Below are 17,324 nucleotides of genomic sequence, written 5' to 3'. Positions count from 1 at the left end.
AGGCTGACATCAGCCTCTCATGATAAAAAAGGCGGCTCGCTCAAAGTCGCCCTTTTTTTTATAAAAATCTGAGACATCGGCAAGCAGATCCTCAAGATCAATCCAAGCTTCTTTTCGTTCAAGGCATGTGACGAGCCTTGCAATCTGCTCATCTGCCTTTGGCGTTTGGCTGTAGAGAAGAAATAAAATTTGGAACTTGATTCTTAATATATCAAATTGTGAAGCAACGGCTTCTTTTAATCCTTTTTGAATATACTTCATTCCTTCATCGGTTAAATTTTCTTTATAACAGGAACGCACAGTTTCATAGAGGCACGATACATAGGAGTGTGCGGACTTCCGGTATGCTGGGAGATGAAGTGCTTTTTTAAAGTATTCCAGCGCTTTCTTGTGACGGTTTTGTCTCGACTGAATAAAGCCAGCGTCATAATAAACGATACCGAGCAGTTCTTGATCATCAATGATTTTCACGTATTCGATGATCTCAATAAAAAGAGCTTCTGCTTCTTCATATTTTTTTTGATCGCTAAAGTTAAGTGCGAGGACAATTTTGCACCGATAAATGCTATGGATATCCCCGTGCTTTGCAAAGATATCCATGGCTTTTTCAACATGACGAATCGATAACAACGAATAGCGGTTGTTATAATAAACACCACTTGTACGAAAATGGAACTCGGCTTCCTCTAGCTCATCGTCTAGCAGCGGCAGTTTTTCTTCTGCTTTTTCAAGATAATGAATGGCATCATTTTGATCGCTTTTTAAAGATTCGTATAAACCGAGAAAGAAGTTAAAATAATATTGCAGTTGATCGTTCATTTGGTCTTTGTACTGCATCAGTTCATGTTTAATTTTTTCTAAGTCCTCTGTCTGATTCATCCAGAGCTGATGCCGAAAAAGCATCAGCTGATAATGTAAATAGAGTTCCTGTTTTTTTGATATTTTACGTTGATGTTTTAATAGAGTTATTTTGATTTCTTCAGCCTTCGAAAAATGTCGATGCTTTAGCATTGTATACCACGAATGGAGAAGTTTTTTAATGGATTTATCACTTATAAAATTCATTTTTACCCTCTTATTCAATCAATGATGTAATATATATTACCATATTTGTGAAAAAACAATGAGTGTAGTGTGGATTATATTTGATGACAATAGGTAATAGTAGATTCTATTTTTTACCATATATGTGGAGCGGACGTTGAAAAATACGAGCATTCATAATATACTTCTATAGGAATCAAATGAAGATCATCGATATAGAAAAAAGGAGAGATCAAGATATGCTTGATGCTCAGCAAATTCAAGACATTATTCCACACCGTTATCCATTCTTATTGGTCGACCGTATTTTAGAGGTTGAAGGAGAGAAGAGAGCGGTTGGGATTAAAAATGTCACAGTGAACGAAGAATTTTTTAATGGTCATTTCCCAGGATACCCAGTCATGCCGGGTGTGCTTATTGTAGAAGCACTTGCGCAGGTGTTTGGGGTCATTATGTTAGGCAAAGAAGAAAACAAAGGGAAAATTGGTTTGTTTGCAGGAATTGACGGATGCCGTTTCAAAAGACAGGTGAAGCCTGGCGATCAGCTTCGTTTAGAGGTAGAAGTGACGCGCCTTAGGGGTCCAGTTGCAAAAGGAAAAGCAGTAGCCACAGTAGATGGCGAAGTGGCATGTGAAGCAGAACTCACATTTTCTATCGGTCCTAAAGTATCATGATTTGCCTGGCGGTTCATCAAGGATGAATCGCTTTTTATATGGAAACAACTAGTCTGAACGGATCAGGACTTGCATTTTTGACAAAAAAACGTCATATTAGACAAAAAAGATGAAGGTGATAAAAGATGCTGAAAGAATTTAGAGAATTTGCAGTCAAGGGAAATGTCATTGACTTGGCTGTAGGTGTCATCATTGGGGGAGCATTTGGCAAAATTGTCACTTCTCTTGTGAATGATTTGATCATGCCGCTCGTCGGTATTATTATTGGCGGACATGATTTTAGCGGTCTATCTATTAAGATCGGATCTGCTCAAATTTTATATGGAAGCTTCATACAAACAGTGATTGATTTCTTGATTATCTCGTTTTCCATTTTTATCTTTATTCGTTATTTGAATAAATTAAAACGGAAAAAGGTAGAGGAAGAAGAGGTTGTAGAAACGCCGGATCAAACGGAAGTTTTACTAACTGAAATTAGAGATCTCTTGAAAAATCAAAGCCAATCGAAAGATGTGCAATAAAAAAAGAGCGGCTAACTCCGCTCTCAGCGTGTAGGCAAACCCTCGCATTCGTTGTCAGGTCTGTGCTCTGGTGCTCACGAATATTCAATTCGTTCCGCTCCAGTGCCCGCCCTTTCTGGACTGCAAAGGTTTTCTATCACGCTGAAAGGAAGACAAAGGGCTAAAATAAGATTCATTTTAGCCCTTCGTCAACTATCTAAGAGCGGCTAATCCCGCTCTTTTTATGTGTTTTGTTTAAATGCATCCAGCAGTTTTTCTCCGGAAAGCCCCTCTTTGACGAGGTCTTTAAGTACTTCTTCGGTTTCTGTTCTGTAACGATTTGTAATCATCTTACCATCGAGCAGCACAGAAATGTTTTCTTCTAAAGCAACAATGTTTTTGACTTGGACAGATAGATGAACAGGGCGGTTGTTTTCTTTTGTGATCGTCACAAGAATCTTCACTTCAGTGTGCTGCTGAAAGAGCACCTCAAACACCTGTCTATGTTTCTTTGGAATGAGTGCCTCGATCATCCAGTGATTTTCGCCATCTTCTTTATTAATGATTAAACCGTCACGAAGGGGAATGCTGGACATTTTATCTTGCTTTGGATCAAGTTCGATTTTTAAATCAATCAGCCTAAAGGTTTTCATATTTTTCACCTCACAAGCGTTCATTATTCGTAAGTATCATTATAGCATACAACATCTGTATAAATGAAACCGCTGCCTGCTTAAAGCGAGCTGCATATGAGTGAAAGGAGATGTTTTATGGAGTCTTATCAATTGCGAAACATACATATTGGCGAGGAGAAGGCAAAGAGCACAATGCGCGTTTATTCATGGGGAGACATTCTTTCATTTTGTGATGTGTACATGGAAGAAGGTGAATCACTCACGTTTCAATACGTCACCGAGGATCAAATGGACTACTTTGAATTTCAATTGTCGATTCATGACGGGCAGCTTTGTTTTTATTGGTTTGCGTGGGACGGATCTGATTATATTCACATGCCTTCAAGTAATTGGATTCGTTCAGACGTTTTTTATCAATTTATGAAAAATAAGTTTTTCATTAAACAAAACAAGATGATGTTTTATACTCAAGCGGTAAAAAGCAGAAATTAAAGAGGTAATAGAGAATTTGAGGGGGAATTTTGTCATTTTCATGTTTTGTCATATACAACCTTTCTCGGTAGACTAAGGGCAGTTGAAAGGAAAGGAGGTACGGTCTGAATCAAAAGGTAACGTCTAGCATCTGACAGCCCCCCTCTAGCTAAAGCTGATAGACGCTGCCTTGAGCATAAGAACACTGCGTAATAGAACCATCGCTTCTTTGTATAGGTCATGTGTCCCCTTAAATCCCCTTGTGTGTATCCGGTCATGTAGCGTGGCCGGGTACCCTTTTATTCAATGATAAACCGATCACCTCTTGATGATGGATTTTATCAGCGGTATGATAGCCAAAATGGAGACAAAAAGGAGAGAACGATGACAAACATTCAATTGATTGCAACGGATTTAGACGGAACGTTATTGAATAGTGAGCACAAAGTGAGTCGGGAAAATGAGCAGGCATTAAAGGAAGCAGTGGCGAATGGATTGGAAGTTGTCGTTTCAACAGGAAGAGCGTATTTTGATGTGAGGTCTATTTTTGATGGGCTTGGGATGAATACATGGGTGATTAGTGCCAATGGAGCTGTAATTCATGATCCGGCTGGACAAGTATATCATTCAGCTACTTTACAAGAAGAAAAGGCCAAACACATATTGAAATGGCTTGAAGAACGTGATTATTATTATGAAGTTTTTACAAACGAAGCCATTTTCACACCGAATCGTGGTAGAGAGCTTCTTGCGATTGAAATGGATCGCTTAAAAAGTGCAAATCCAGAAGCGGACTTGAGTGTTTTAAAACAAGCGGCAGAAGTTCAATACAGTCAGTCGGGTTTTTCTTATATTGATACATATAAAGAGTTGTTTCGTGAGGATCGAAAGCTTTCATTCTACAACATCTTAGGTTTCTCTTTCTTTGAAGACAGATTGAAGGCAGGTTGGAATATGTTTGGTGATGATTCAGATGTCACAATGGTCAGTTCAGCCGATCATAACTTTGAAATTGGTTCAAAGGATGCATCTAAAGGCCAGGCATTAACAAGGCTGGCAGAACGACTTGGTATTCCTTTAAGCCAGACAGCGGCTGTAGGAGACAGTTTAAATGACGAATCGATGCTTCGAGCAGCTGGTGTTGGGGTTGCGATGGGCAATGCGAGACAGGATATGAAAGAAATCGCTGATCATGTCACGTTAACAAATGATGAACATGGTGTGGCGTATATGATTCGACACCTGTTGAAATAGATGCATCGGATGTCGTTGTATAATCCATATAGGATAAAGCGCATTCTACAAAAGAGGAATTCAGAACTACTTCTATTTACACATGATGTGGAACATCATATAATTTAATGATGAACATAACCCGCTTGTAAGGAAATTAAGGAGAGTAAACGAATGGCGCTGGAATCTTATAAGTCCGAAAATCTGCATTTAATCAAGGAAGCCTTAGATTATACTCAAGTTGGCCTGACGGTGACGGACCCGTCTTTACCTGATAATCCTTTAATATATGTGAACAAGGGCTTTTTAGATATGACAGGCTATCAAGAACCCGAAGTATTGGGGAAGAATTGTCGTTTCCTTCAAGGAAATGAAACAGAGCCAATCTCTCTCCAACAAATTAGAACAGCTATTGAGAACAAAGAGGCTGTCACTGTTCAGCTGAAAAATTATAAAAAATCTGGACAGATGTTTTGGAATGAGTTAAGTGTAGCTCCTCTTTGGATTGACGAAAATGAAGGGAAACGTCTTTATTTCGTTGGTCTGCAAAAAGATGTCACGAAAGAGAAGGAACAGCAGGAGCTTCTTGAGCAATCAATTGATGAAGTGCTGAACATTTCTGTTCCCATTGTTCCTGTGAAAGATGGTATTTCTGTGTTACCGATCATTGGTACGTTAACAGCGCCAAGATTTGATAAGATTATCTCCACAGTCTCCACCTATATCTCTCAATCCAAGGACGATTATTTTATTGTCGATCTGTCTGGTTTATTAGAAGTCGATTCATTTGTGGCAGATGCGATCTTTAAGCTGAATGATTTGATTTTAATGACAGGTACGGAACTCATCGTGACAGGAATTAAACCGAACCTTGCGATGAAAATGGGAGAAATGAGAGAAGACTTCCGTGAATTGAATACGTATATGAACGTGAAATCTGCATTGAAAAAACTGCACATTTAACCTATGTTCATATGAAATGAAAAAAGAGGACTTTTCATCATGTTGAGAAAAGTCCTCTTTTTGCTTGGATTAAGATGATTGAGCGGCGGCACTTAATGTGAATAAATCTTCTAGTTCGTTTGTCGATAGCTCTGTAATCCAGCTTTCACTTTGGATAATTTGATCATTTAACGTTTGCTTTGTTTCGAGCATTTGATCGATTTTTTCCTCGATTGTGCCCGTTGTGATCATCTTATGGACGTGAACAAATCGTTTTTGTCCGATCCGATAAGCACGGTCGGTCGCTTGGTTTTCCACAGCAGGATTCCACCATCTGTCGTAGTGAATGACATGGTTTGCGGCGGTTAGGTTAAGTCCTGTTCCTCCTGCTTTTAAAGAGAGAATTAAGATGTTGAATTCTTTCTTCTGGAAGCGGTCCACCATTTTATCCCGCTCCTGTTTGGACAGACTGCCATTTAAAAATTGAACTGGTTCTCCAAACATCTTTTCCGCCAGCTGCTTGATCATGTTCCCCATTCCAATATACTGCGTAAAGATGAGGCAGCTTTCTCCTTGCTCGTGTATTGCTTTTAACAGCTCTGCGAGTTTATCCATTTTTAATGAACGTTTCAGCAGTTTCACATCGGTTCCATTCTCTTTTAAATAGAGAGCCGGGTGATCGCAAATCTGTTTGAGTCTGCCGAGCATACTTAAAATAATGGCTTTCCGCTGCATTCCTGTTAACGAAGCCATGTGTTCGAATGTATCCTTCACGAGCTGTTCATATAAAGAAGCCTGCTCAGCGGATAGCGGAATGAATTCTTTTTCTTCGAGTTTCTCAGGCAGGTTCAGGGCGACCTCTTCATCTTGCTTTGTTCGTCTTAATAGGAAAGGCTTAATCAGTTGCTGTAGCTGTTCAATTCTTTTTTCATCACGGTCTTTTTCAATCGGCAGAACGAATTTCTTATGAAAGCTCGTTAAGCTGCCGAGATATCCTTTGTTGACGAAGTCAAATATGGACCAAAGCTCTGTTAAACGGTTTTCCATAGGTGTCCCGCTAAGGGCAATGTGATGCTGCCCTTTGAGCTGTCTGATCGCTCTCGATTGTTTCGTATGGGCATTCTTAATGTTTTGGGCTTCGTCTAAACAAATCGTATCCCACTTTGCTGACGTTAATTCATCACGATCAGAATGTGAGAGTCCATAAGACGTCAGGACAATATCTGTTGACTCGTATGCCTTTGTAAAGTGTTCCCCTTGAGGACGCGATGGTCCGTAATGCAAGGCAACATTCAAGTGTGGTGCGAAGATTTCAAGCTCTCGCTGCCAGTTTCCTAAAACAGAGGTCGGAGCAATGATGAGAGATGGAGCGGCATTTTGCTCCTGCTCCTTCAAATATGTGAAATACGCAATCATTTGAATCGTTTTTCCAAGCCCCATATCGTCTGCTAAACAAGCCCCAAATCCATGAGATCTTAAGAATAACAGCCAGTTGACACCATGCTGCTGATACGGCCTGAGTGTGCCTTTGAAGGACTCACTCATTTCGTAGGAAGGCAGTTCATGCGTATCATTTAACTGATGGACAAGCCCTCTTAATTGAGACGAAAGTTCAAATTGAATATGTGCAAATGCTGAGCTGTCTAGCAGCTCTGGAATCGATTCAGAGGATGCTTCTTGATCTGCCAGTTCACGTGACAAAATATCAGACATGTGCAGCCCTTCATTTTCGGCACGCTCCATCCATTTTTTCATTTGCTGTATGAAGGTTGGATCGATTTTGATCCATTGTCCACGAATATTGACAAGGCGCCGTTTACTTTGGACAAGCTCGTTGAACTCATCTTCTGTCAGCTCGATGCCGTTTGTAGCGAAGCGCCAATTAAAGTCCATCAAGGCATCCATTCCGACATGTGACTCGCCTCTTGGGGTAGAGGAAATCCTTGCTTTTAGCATCATGGTGCTTTCTTTGACAATTTGCCACCACGATGGGAGTAGGATCTCAATGCCCATATTCACAAGTGTTTCACTTGCTTCAGATAGGAAGAGCCATGCTTCGTCTTCTGACATGAGCGTGGTGCCAGATGTGAAAGAGAGCCAAGGAACAACTTGACCGAATCGCTCCAGCTCTCTTGAGATTTTATCTTGATACGGATGCCAAGACCTTTTCAATGAACGGATGCCTTCAAAAAAGTGAAGGTCGCTGTTTTTTTTATCACGCAAAAACAATTCGATTTTCCAATCATCTCCGTCGAAATCCGGTTCATTTAAACGCAAGCCGACAGTGAAAGGTGTGTCGTCATCAATCCAGCCAATCGTTTCCAAGAAATCCTGCTCATCTAAAAAATGTCCTTGGAAGGATGAGAGCGCAGGCGATTGTTCTGTCATGCGGTTCCATTTGTGCTGTAAGGCATCATCATATTGAATATAATCCTGTACGGCAAAGGAGAACCACTCAGCCGTATAGCCATCTAATAGTCCTTCTTTGTCTTTAAAACGAAGCACACCTTTTGTCCACGCCTCGTAATCGGGAATGAAATCTTCATCCTCGATGAATTCATAAATGGTGGAGGCTGTCTTCATCAGTGGTTCCGTTTCATCGGTTAGTGTCACATGACTAAAGGTATTAAACGAATTTTTTCCTAGCAGTTCGACGGTCATCCAAGGGCTTAGCAGGAAGGCAGGTGTGCCAATAAAGCTTACATCTTCTAAAAATGTTCCGTAAAAAGACGATTCGTGCCATTGGAACAGCTGCCTCTTCATTTCATTAAGCGGAACAGGGTGTCCGTCCTCTGCTTGCGCTGAAATGGTGAAAGAGAAATCTTCTGTTTGTTCTGCATGAATGACAATTTGTTTATGGCGTGTCATCAATTAATTTTCCTTTCTTCATTTCCTCTTGGAACGCACGCAGCCGTTTCGTTGAATCCTGTAGCTGCTTTACATATCTTTCCCAAATCGCAGTTTTTTTCGTTTTATGATAAAGCGTGCGCAGTTTTTTTAGCATTTTCACAGATTCCCGGTAAGCACTTCGATTCTTTTGATCGAGAAGCTGTGAGATTTCACGGTGATATGATGGAATGAGCGCTTCAGGCTCCTCTTTTGCAATTTGTTTGATCAGATCCTTCTCCAGTTCACTGATGGAGAAACCAACAAGGCTGTGAATCTCAATCCATTCTGCATAACGCTGCTGTGCATATAAGAACTGACTATATTCAGTAAACGCATAGGGCATGCAGATTTGGAGGTAGCGTTCATATAAATGATGATCCTTTGTCTGCTTAAAGTATGCGTCTAAATAGAAGAAGAAATCACTAACGGCTCCTCGTAGTTCTCTATAGGAAAGGTCGAGCTGGCAATATTCTTCTAAAATATAGGTGATCTCATGATACCAGAGCTTGAGCCGCTTCCAGTCCTTGCGGTTTGTCAGGTCCTTCAGCCAATTGAGCACATTTGGCAGCATATCTGCATTGAGCAGCTTTAATTGCTGAAAAAGGCTATCGTCTTCTTTCATTAAATAATCCATGTGCATCAGTCCGATGGTACGTTCAACCGTTTGCTCTTGCTGCTGAGCATTCTTTAGTAATTCTGTTCCTTTTTTAACCCATTTCCCTCTATTTAATATGGTGCCCCAAATCTCCATAAAGACCGCTACTCGTTCATGCTGGAAAGGTCCGTTTATTTGAAGAAGTGTCCGAACGGCAGTTGGTGTGTTTTCAAGAAACGGGTCGAGGGAAAAGGAAAGGGCGTATGTCTTCAAGTGATCCACTGAATCGAAAATGGTGTTCATGAGTTGTTCTACATATGGATTCATGGAATAAAAGTCCTTCTCGGCATCAAGCTGGCCAAGGTCGATTAATTCATGAATCCTTAACCACACATCGATTGACGTATGAATCGCATACAAACTCTTGAATTCAGGAGAATGAGGTGCGTGTTTTTTTAGGATCGATAAATAGCCATAATACAAATGCTGCGGTGTTTGCTGGTGCTTTGGTGTCCGTTTCAGCCAGAGGTTAAATTCCTCTTGGAAAAAATTCAACCAGCTTTGGAGTGATTGTTCGTCTGGGCGCTTCACTTGGAAGTGCTGACGAATCAATTCTTTGCTGCGCTGTAATTCATCCTTTTCTGACCAATTTTCTGTAAATCCAGTCACACTCTCCACTTGAGCGTATAGCGAAAAGAAGACAGCGAGAATGTGTTTACAAAGTCCATCTGCCGGACATGAGCAGCTGCTTCTCACAGGAAACAGCACATGAAGATGGACTCTTGCTGCCACGACATCATGTACATAAGCTGACCATTCCGTATCAGATTCTTGCTTGAGACGATATACACTGTCCTGACTATAAGTAATCAATGCTTTTTTGATGAGTTGTTTGTTTTCATCTGTTGCAGGAAGAAGTTCTTTGATCTGTTCGGCTGTTTGTTTGATTTCTTCCTCGTTGATGTTGTGCTGAAGCATTTGATCCGCTCCTAACCAAGTAAAAGATTCCAATTCTTTTATTATAGCTCAATGGTGATTTATAAAAAAGTTTTTCATGAAAATGGTCATAAATTTCAAAAGCTGTCGAATGATGTATTAGAGTATTGCATAAACCAACCATACAACATATAATAATGAAATTAGTGGAATCGAAAGGATACAGACATGGATAATAAGGGTTTGAATCAAGAAGAGTTTTTAAAAATTTTGATGTACGCTCATGATATTGGTGAGAATTCAAATGATGTCACCACAAAAGAAATGCTTGAAAATCTGATTGCTCATATTCGAAATGGTCTTGTTTCATAAAAGTGACCCCCTGCTAGTGATGGCAGGGGGTTTTTGTATGCATTTATGAATGGAACGAAAGCTCCCAGCATACGATGTCATTACAAGCATAAGGCGTATGGGGAGCTGATGGTGTCATGAATATTGCAATTGCAGGCTGTGGATATGTGGGACTGGTCACAGGTGTGTGTTTAGCGGAGTCAGGGCACAATGTGGCGTGTATTGATATTGACCGGAGAAAGGTCATGCAGCTGAAAAAGGGACATCCACCAATGTATGAGCCGGGATTAAAAGAACTGCTGAAACGCAATCTTGAGCAAGGACGAATTCAATTTCACATAAATGGAGCGGCAGCCTACCCGCGGGCTGATGTGTTAATGATTGCGGTCGGCACCCCGCAGCAGGCAGATGGCCAAGCTGATTTACAATATGTGTTTCAAGCTGCAAAGGAAATGGGCACAAAAGCGAAATCAGGTGCGGTTCTTGTGGTGAAAAGTACGGTGCCTGTTGGAACGGGTGATCAAATCGAACAGATGATTCATCAAGAATTAGGACGGAATGAGCCATTATCGATTGCATCTAACCCAGAGTTTTTACGAGAAGGCTCTGCCATTTCAGATACATTGAGGGCAGATCGGCTTGTCATTGGGGCTGAAACAAAAGGTGTATTAGATCGGCTCGAGGAGATGTATGCTGATTTCCATTTGCCAGTGGTCAAGACAGACCGAAAAAGTGCAGAAATGATCAAGTATGCATCAAATGCTTTCCTTGCGACCAAAATCAGCTTTATGAATGAGATTGCCTCCATTTGTGAAAAAACAGGTGCTGATGTTGAATGGGTAGCGCAGGGAATGGGGCTCGATCAGCGGATCGGTTCTTCATTTCTCAAGGCGGGGATTGGCTACGGGGGCTCTTGTTTTCCAAAGGATACAAATGCACTTGTCCAAATCGCAGGGCATGTGTCGCATGATTTTGAGCTGCTAAAGGCTGTCATCAAAGTAAACAATGAGCAGCGAGCGGGTTTTATCCGAAGTATTCAAGAGAGACTGGGGGCAAATCTTGAAGGAAAGCGAATTGCACTTCTTGGCCTTGCTTTTAAACCGAATACAGACGATATGAGGGAGGCGCCGTCGGTTCCAATCGCTCATGAACTCCATCAATTAGGCGCGGAGCTTGTGGCGTATGATCCTGTTGCCGCACGCCATGCCGCTCGTGAGCTACCTGAAAAAGTCGTGTTTGCTCATACGATTGAAGAAGCGATAAAGGATGTCCATGCAGCTTGTATATTAACAGAGTGGACAGAGATTCAGACGTTTCCGCTCACGTCCTATAAGGAATGGATGAGACAGCCGCTTATTTTCGATGGGCGAAACTGCCATACGCTTGAAGCGGCAGAACAAGCAGGAGTCGAATATCATTCGATTGGACGTAGACCAGTTTCTCCAATATATATGTAAAAGAAAACCGATAACAGGTCATGTTATCGGTTTCAGCGTGTAGACAAACCCTCGCATTCGCCCGCAGGTCTGCGCGCTGGTGCTCACGAATATTAAATTCGCTCCGCAAAAGTAGCTGCCCTTCCTAGACTTCAAAGGTTTTCTATCACGCTGAAAAGAAGACAAAGTGCTAAAATAAACATCATTTTAGCCCTTTGCCAACAATCTAAAACCGATAACAGGTCATGTTATCGGTTTTTTTAATGCGGCAGGATGAATCCGCCATATAAAAAGGCAGCCACAATGAGAAAGGCGGGGTGCATTTTGAATTTAGTCATAAAGAAAAAGGAGATCGCGGCAATGGCGAGCGACTGCGCCCAGCCAATGGCTTTTACTGCATCTCCTCCGATTTCCCATGTTAATAAAAGCATCATCATCGCAATGACAGGCTGGACGGATAAGGTCATGCCTTTGACGACAGGGGATTGACGAAAGCGGTCAATCAGCTTGAGCAATAAAATCAATCCAATGGCTGATGGCAGTACAGTTGCAAGCAGTGCCACAATAAAGCCTGGCCAGCCCATGACGTCATAGCCGACATATGCCGCGATTTTCGTCGCAATTGGTCCTGGCAGTGCATTGGCTAAAGCAAGCATATTGGAAAATCCTTCGTTTGTCATCCAATGAAAATGGTTGACGATTTCTTCATAATTCAGCGGAATTGATGCAGGTCCTCCGCCATATCCTAATAGATTGGACAAGAAGAATGCCCAGAATAAAAAGAGAATCAGCATCATGAAGACACTCCTTTCTCTTTATTTGGTCGGTTCCAGCGTTGTTTCAGTTTGAAATGAAAAGCGCCATAGCATAAAAAGATGATAACAATGATTCCTGGATGAATGGACAGCACCTGCAGCCCGATAAAGGCCACAAGGAACAGAGCGATCCCGAAGATCATTCCGAAGCCTTTCAGCGTTTTTTGTCCAAACTCGTATGCCATGATCCCGAGCAGCACGGCAATGACTGGTGTCACGGCGCCAATCATATTTTGAATGATTTGTGAGGAGCTTAAGACGCTGACAAGTGTGACGAGTGCCACCATGGCGAGACATGTCGGTAAAATATGGGCAACTGTTGAGACAATTGCGCCGGATACGCCCTTCAATCGATAGCCGAGATATGCTGACATTTTGGTCGCGATCGGACCAGGTAATGCGTTGGCGATGGCGAGTGTTTCTCCAAATTCGTCATCATTGATCCATTGATATTTCACTACCGCTTCATGGCGAATGAGTGGTATGACGGAAGGACCTCCGCCAAAACCGAGAATACCGGTTCGCACCATAGCGATGATGAGTTCGATATATGATTGCAAGTGCTTCAACTCCTGTCTACAATTTCATGCCCATTCGGCTTTTGTATCGTTTAATGAGCATTTGGCAGTCCACACTCACGACGCCTTCTAGCGGGTACAGTTTTTTTGTCAGAAATGTCTCCATTTCCTGTTCATTTTGAAAAATGCCATGCATATGCAGCTTGCTTGGCCCTGTCATGTGATAAAGGCTTGTGACAGCTGTTTCCTGCTCAAGCTGAAGGGCGACTGCTTCTAAAAATTTCGGCTCAACCTCTACATTAAAGAAGACAGAAACATGAATGCCGATCTTAGCAGGATTGATGACCGTTGTGAATCGTTCGATGACACCTGCTTCAATTAGCTGCTGAATACGGGCTTGCACAGCAACACGTGAAAGACCGACTTGTTTCCCGAGATCTGTATAGGACATACGCCCGTCCTCATGTAATAGGGATAAAATTTGTTTATCTCGTTCGTCTAATGTTAGGTTCGGAATGCTATAGTCGTTTGCCACCGTATGACCACCTTTCTTTTGTTGATATTTTAACATATTTTATTACGAATAGAATGAGTGAATCTCAATTTTATAACGAAATGAAATGTAATGAGGTGATGAGTGTTCTTTTTGCATATAAAGACACCCCGGAAGCACCGGGGTGTCTTTATTTTATTGATCTGGGCTGCTTTCTGCACTGGCAATTTGCTGTGCGAGGTCAGCTCGATCAATGTCTGCTTGAAAGAATTCCTGCGTATTTGGCAGATGTAAATTCATATGACGTTTTTGAGAAATTCGGATGGTCACTTGATCAACGGTGTAATCAAATACGTGTCCGCCGACACTTCGATCGTCATCAATGAAATGAAGATGGTATCCACTCACCGCAATGCCATGTGCGTACTGTGGTGTACGGAAACCGGCGATCGTTCCTTGAATATCCTCGAAATCGAAGATGGGCTGTGACTTGACAGCTTCCACCATCGGAACGTAAGGTTTTTCCTGTTTTTCAACTGTACGTGTTTGAACCTTTTTGAATGATCCATCAATGCGGATTGCATAAAACACATTCTTACTCGGTAAAATGCGGTCGATTTCTTCTTCTAGCTCTTTGCTCGTCATGGGTGCATCAATTCGATGAACGATATCTGTTTCAAAGAATGCTAGAGAGCAGAAGGGTGAATAATCTTGATCTGTTACCGGTGTCGCTGTTCCATCTGAGCGCAGTCGATAAAATGCGCCGTCAAAGCCGATCAGCTCTCCATCTAATTGATTGAATGTACCAATGCCGAAATCACCGTGCTCGGGAATTTGTGAAAGGGAGAAATCTCCATCATATACGGCTTCCAGCAAAGAGGTCATCGTCGATACTTGATAGACCTCTTGCTGTTTGTCATGTTGTCTTGTGCCGTTTTGTTGATTCATTGGGTGCATCATACCCATATCCGCTCACTCCTTTGGTGTAATGTATGGACATCTTATCAGACGTTCAATGTGTGTTTTTCACGAAAGACTTCTGGCCATTTTTGACTGGCGAGGTCTGGGTTGTCTTGATAGTCAATCGGAATATCAATAATAACGGGTCCTTCTATGTTTATACCCTTTTGGAGGACAGTTGAAAGCTCTTCAGGTGAGTTAACCCGTAATCCAGTCGCTCCAAAGCTTTCCGCATATTTCACTAAGTCGATCTGTCCGAATTCAACGCAGGATGTGCGGTCATATTTCATTTCCTGCTGAAATGCCACCATGTCGTATGTGCTGTCATTCCAAACAAGGTGAACAAGATTTGTTTTCATGCGGACGGCTGTTTCTAGCTCCATTGCAGAGAAGAGAAAACCGCCATCACCAGAGACCGAAATGATCTTTTCATCTGGATTCAATATGGAAGCCGCAATGGCCCATGGTAATGCGACGCCTAATGTTTGCATTCCGTTGCTCACGAGGAATGTGTTCGGCTCATAGACGCGGAAGTGACGCGACATCCAAATCGCGTGAGACCCGATATCACATGTGACCTTCGTGTCATCAGGAATCAGGCGTCTTAATGTATGAATGACATCCAGCGGGTGAGATAGATGACTTTCTCTTTCTGGTACTTTTTCAATGTCGCTTAACAGCTCCTGCAATTCAGTGACGAATTCAATTTGTTCTTTGCATAGAGAAAGTGGAACACTGTCATGGGCTAGATGTTTAACGGTTTCAGCTATATTGCCAACAAGCTCAAGTGCCGGCTCATAAAAATGGTCAATATCTGCCTGGATGTCATCGACATGGATGATCTGTCGCTGCTTCGGCTGAATATTCCAATGCTTCGGATCGTATTCAATTGGATCAAAGCCGATGGTTAAAAGGACATCTGCTTGTTCAATGAGAAGATCCCCCGGCTGATTTCGGAATAAACCGATTCTGCCTACATATTGAGACTCAAGCTCTCTTGAGAGAACGCCGGCTCCTTGGTACGTTTCGACAAATGGAATTCCAAGTGTTTTCAATAATGTTCTTGTAGCCTTTGCAGCAGCTGGACGACTTGCTTTCATTCCCACAATGGCAACAGGTAAGTGTGCATTTTGAATTTTGGCGATAGCCGAGCTGATGAGAGCATCCGGTGCAGGACCTAGTTCTGGAGAAGGGTGAGCAGACACTGGTATTTGTGTGGTGTGTTCTGTCACGACATCTTGTGGAAAGCTGATAAATGCTGCTCCAGCCTGCCCCTTTTGTGCCGCGCGAAAAGCATTTGTTAAGGCTTCGGGTATATTATGAACGTCTTGTACTTCAACACTGTATTTTGTGACTGGTTTGAATAATGCCGCATTGTCGAGTGATTGATGTGTTCGTTTCAGCCGATCCGCACGAATGACGTTTCCAGCGATTGCGACAACAGGATCACCTTCTGTATTGGCTGTTAATAGACCTGTTGCTAAATTAGATGCGCCAGGACCTGATGTGACGAGACAAACACCTGGTTTGCCGGTTAAGCGGCCGACAGCAGCTGCCATAAAGGCGGCATTTTGTTCGTGTCTGCATAGGACAAGCTCTGGACCTCTGTCTTTTAATACATCAAATACGGCGTCAATTTTGGCACCTGGAATTGCAAAAACATGGGTCACACCTTGAGCAATCAGCGTATCAACAATCAATTCTGCTCCTCGTCTTGTTAGGGGTTGTGCTTGAGAATTCATTTACCCCGCACTCCTTTCGGCAAGTAAAATTTTTTATGAAAATATATTTTCATGATATGATTTACTATACATTTCAAAATGGAAAATTTCCAATATCTGTTTAACGTGGTTTTAATATGTTTCACGAATAAGAGTGCAAGGGGTGAAAGGATGGAACTGAGACATTTGCAATACTTTGTCACAGTAGCAGAGGAGCTGCATTTTGGCAGAGCAGCCGCACGGTTGAATATGACACAGCCTCCACTTAGTCAGCAAATTAAGCAATTTGAAGAAGAATTGGGGTTTCCTTTGTTTCACCGGTCGAAGCGAGTGGTGGAGCTAACAGCTGCTGGAAAGGTCTTTTTACATGAGGTGCGGGGTGTGCTGCATCAGCTTGATAAAGCCGTTGATCATGCCCGGCATACAGCAAGAGGAGAGTTGGGAAAAATCATCATAGGGTTTGTTGGAACAGCGACGTATGATATTCTGCCGCCAGTTGTACGCGAATTCAGAGAGCTGTATCCCTCTGTCAGTATTGAGCTGGAGCAGCTTTCTGTTCCGCAGCAGCTAGGAGCGCTTTTAAATGGGGAGATTGATATCGGTTTTTTACATCCTACATCTCCTCATGAAGAACTGGTCAGCCGTTTGATGAAGCAAAGTGAATGTATTTTTGCGATTCCGAAAAATCATCCGCTGGCGAAAAAAGAGGCGGTCACGATCGAAGATATTCGTCATGAGCCGATTATTTCTTTATCACAGGAATCATGGCCGTCCCTTTATCAACACTTTGTCCTGCTATGTGAAAAGTACGGGTTTTCTCCTAATATTGTGCAGGAAGCGGCGGAATATCAAATGGTGATTGGCCTTGTCACAGCTGGTATCGGCATTGCGGTCATTCCGAAATCAGCCCGGCGTTTATTTAATCTAGATGTTGTGTATCGGTCCATTGAAGGTGAACAGCTTCTGGCAGAATGGACGATCTCCTATAGACGAGAAAATCATAATCCTGCTTTATTTCATCTTGTCCACCATATCCTGCATCGCACCGAGCCTGAATCAGAGGCATAGAAAAAGAGGTATGGTATGATGTCGATACACCAAAAGGAGGCGT

The 17,324-nt window shown here is 42.2% G+C and carries 17 protein-coding genes; 8 read left to right on the top strand and 9 right to left on the bottom strand.

Translation table 11 applies throughout. The features are described 5' to 3' along the window. Positions 1-9: 9 nt before the first annotated feature. Positions 10-1,065, bottom strand: coding sequence for a tetratricopeptide repeat protein (locus tag MHI33_RS19430; protein ID WP_065097884.1), 1,056 nt, complete (start codon positions 1,063-1,065; stop codon positions 10-12). A 218-nt stretch (positions 1,066-1,283) separates the two neighbouring features. Here MHI33_RS19430 and fabZ point away from each other — a divergent pair, with 218 nt between their 5' ends. Beyond that, positions 1,284-1,718, top strand: a complete 435-nt coding sequence (gene fabZ, locus MHI33_RS19425; RefSeq protein WP_012011512.1) for a 3-hydroxyacyl-ACP dehydratase FabZ — start codon at positions 1,284-1,286, stop codon at positions 1,716-1,718. Between the two features lie 125 nt (positions 1,719-1,843). Further along, positions 1,844-2,239 carry a large conductance mechanosensitive channel protein MscL gene (gene mscL / locus MHI33_RS19420; protein ID WP_044140111.1) on the top strand — a complete coding sequence of 132 codons (396 nt, stop codon included), beginning with the start codon at positions 1,844-1,846 and terminating at the stop codon, positions 2,237-2,239. 221 nt (positions 2,240-2,460) lie between these two features. Here mscL and MHI33_RS19415 read toward each other — a convergent pair whose 3' ends face one another. Then, complete coding sequence (locus MHI33_RS19415) at positions 2,461-2,871, bottom strand: YwpF-like family protein (RefSeq protein ID WP_003215215.1); 411 nt, start codon at positions 2,869-2,871, stop codon at positions 2,461-2,463. Between the two features lie 117 nt (positions 2,872-2,988). Here MHI33_RS19415 and MHI33_RS19410 point away from each other — a divergent pair, with 117 nt between their 5' ends. From MHI33_RS19410 to MHI33_RS19400, 3 genes are all read left to right on the top strand, one after another. Beyond that, positions 2,989-3,345 carry a hypothetical protein gene (locus tag MHI33_RS19410; protein ID WP_044140110.1) on the top strand — a complete coding sequence of 119 codons (357 nt, stop codon included), beginning with the start codon at positions 2,989-2,991 and terminating at the stop codon, positions 3,343-3,345. Between the two features lie 372 nt (positions 3,346-3,717). Further along, complete coding sequence (locus MHI33_RS19405; RefSeq protein ID WP_217012704.1) at positions 3,718-4,578, top strand: Cof-type HAD-IIB family hydrolase; 861 nt, start codon at positions 3,718-3,720, stop codon at positions 4,576-4,578. Between the two features lie 153 nt (positions 4,579-4,731). Beyond that, positions 4,732-5,520 carry a PAS domain-containing protein gene (locus tag MHI33_RS19400; protein ID WP_106066110.1) on the top strand — a complete coding sequence of 263 codons (789 nt, stop codon included), beginning with the start codon at positions 4,732-4,734 and terminating at the stop codon, positions 5,518-5,520. A gap of 69 nt (positions 5,521-5,589) precedes the next feature. Here MHI33_RS19400 and MHI33_RS19395 read toward each other — a convergent pair whose 3' ends face one another. Continuing rightward, entirely contained in the window at positions 5,590-8,367 is a 2,778-nt protein-coding gene (locus MHI33_RS19395; RefSeq protein WP_340913240.1) for a DEAD/DEAH box helicase, read from the bottom strand. Further along, on the bottom strand, positions 8,354-9,961 hold the full coding sequence (locus MHI33_RS19390) for an SWIM zinc finger family protein (protein ID WP_340913237.1): 1,608 nt from the start codon (positions 9,959-9,961) through the stop codon (positions 8,354-8,356). The genes MHI33_RS19395 and MHI33_RS19390 overlap by 14 nt, the downstream gene beginning before the upstream one ends. 186 nt (positions 9,962-10,147) lie before the next feature. Between MHI33_RS19390 and MHI33_RS19385 the strand changes: the two genes are divergently transcribed. Together MHI33_RS19385 and MHI33_RS19380 are read left to right on the top strand one after the other, a co-directional pair. After that, positions 10,148-10,291 carry a hypothetical protein gene (locus MHI33_RS19385; protein WP_003214884.1) on the top strand — a complete coding sequence of 48 codons (144 nt, stop codon included), beginning with the start codon at positions 10,148-10,150 and terminating at the stop codon, positions 10,289-10,291. A 116-nt stretch (positions 10,292-10,407) separates the two neighbouring features. Then, positions 10,408-11,727, top strand: a complete 1,320-nt coding sequence (locus tag MHI33_RS19380) for a UDP-glucose dehydrogenase family protein (protein ID WP_113767786.1) — start codon at positions 10,408-10,410, stop codon at positions 11,725-11,727. A gap of 239 nt (positions 11,728-11,966) precedes the next feature. Here the strand turns inward: MHI33_RS19380 and MHI33_RS19375 are convergent, their stop codons facing one another. The 5 genes from MHI33_RS19375 to alsS form a co-directional block, all read right to left on the bottom strand. Next, positions 11,967-12,500, bottom strand: a complete 534-nt coding sequence (locus tag MHI33_RS19375; protein ID WP_106067059.1) for a chromate transporter — start codon at positions 12,498-12,500, stop codon at positions 11,967-11,969. Then, entirely contained in the window at positions 12,500-13,090 is a 591-nt protein-coding gene (locus tag MHI33_RS19370) for a chromate transporter (protein WP_065097890.1), read from the bottom strand. The genes MHI33_RS19375 and MHI33_RS19370 overlap by 1 nt, the downstream gene beginning before the upstream one ends. A 7-nt stretch (positions 13,091-13,097) precedes the next feature. After that, on the bottom strand, positions 13,098-13,610 hold the full coding sequence (locus MHI33_RS19365) for an Lrp/AsnC family transcriptional regulator (protein ID WP_221450687.1): 513 nt from the start codon (positions 13,608-13,610) through the stop codon (positions 13,098-13,100). Positions 13,611-13,727: 117 nt separating this feature from the next. Beyond that, complete coding sequence (gene budA, locus MHI33_RS19360) at positions 13,728-14,498, bottom strand: acetolactate decarboxylase (RefSeq protein ID WP_217012656.1); 771 nt, start codon at positions 14,496-14,498, stop codon at positions 13,728-13,730. A 38-nt stretch (positions 14,499-14,536) separates the two neighbouring features. Further along, entirely contained in the window at positions 14,537-16,234 is a 1,698-nt protein-coding gene (alsS, locus tag MHI33_RS19355) for an acetolactate synthase AlsS (RefSeq protein ID WP_217012655.1), read from the bottom strand. A gap of 150 nt (positions 16,235-16,384) precedes the next feature. Here alsS and alsR point away from each other — a divergent pair, with 150 nt between their 5' ends. After that, positions 16,385-17,281 (top strand): acetoin biosynthesis transcriptional regulator AlsR, encoded by an 897-nt coding sequence (gene alsR / locus MHI33_RS19350; protein WP_065097893.1) that lies wholly within the window; start codon positions 16,385-16,387, stop codon positions 17,279-17,281. The last annotated feature ends 43 nt before the right edge of the window (positions 17,282-17,324 follow it).

Origin of the sequence: Bacillus sp. FSL K6-2971 (assembly GCF_038006405.1) — a bacterium.
GTDB lineage: Bacteria > Bacillota > Bacilli > Bacillales > Bacillaceae > Bacillus > Bacillus pumilus.
The sequence above is the reverse complement of the archived record's forward strand: the minus strand, read 5'-3'. Positions and strand labels throughout refer to the sequence as shown.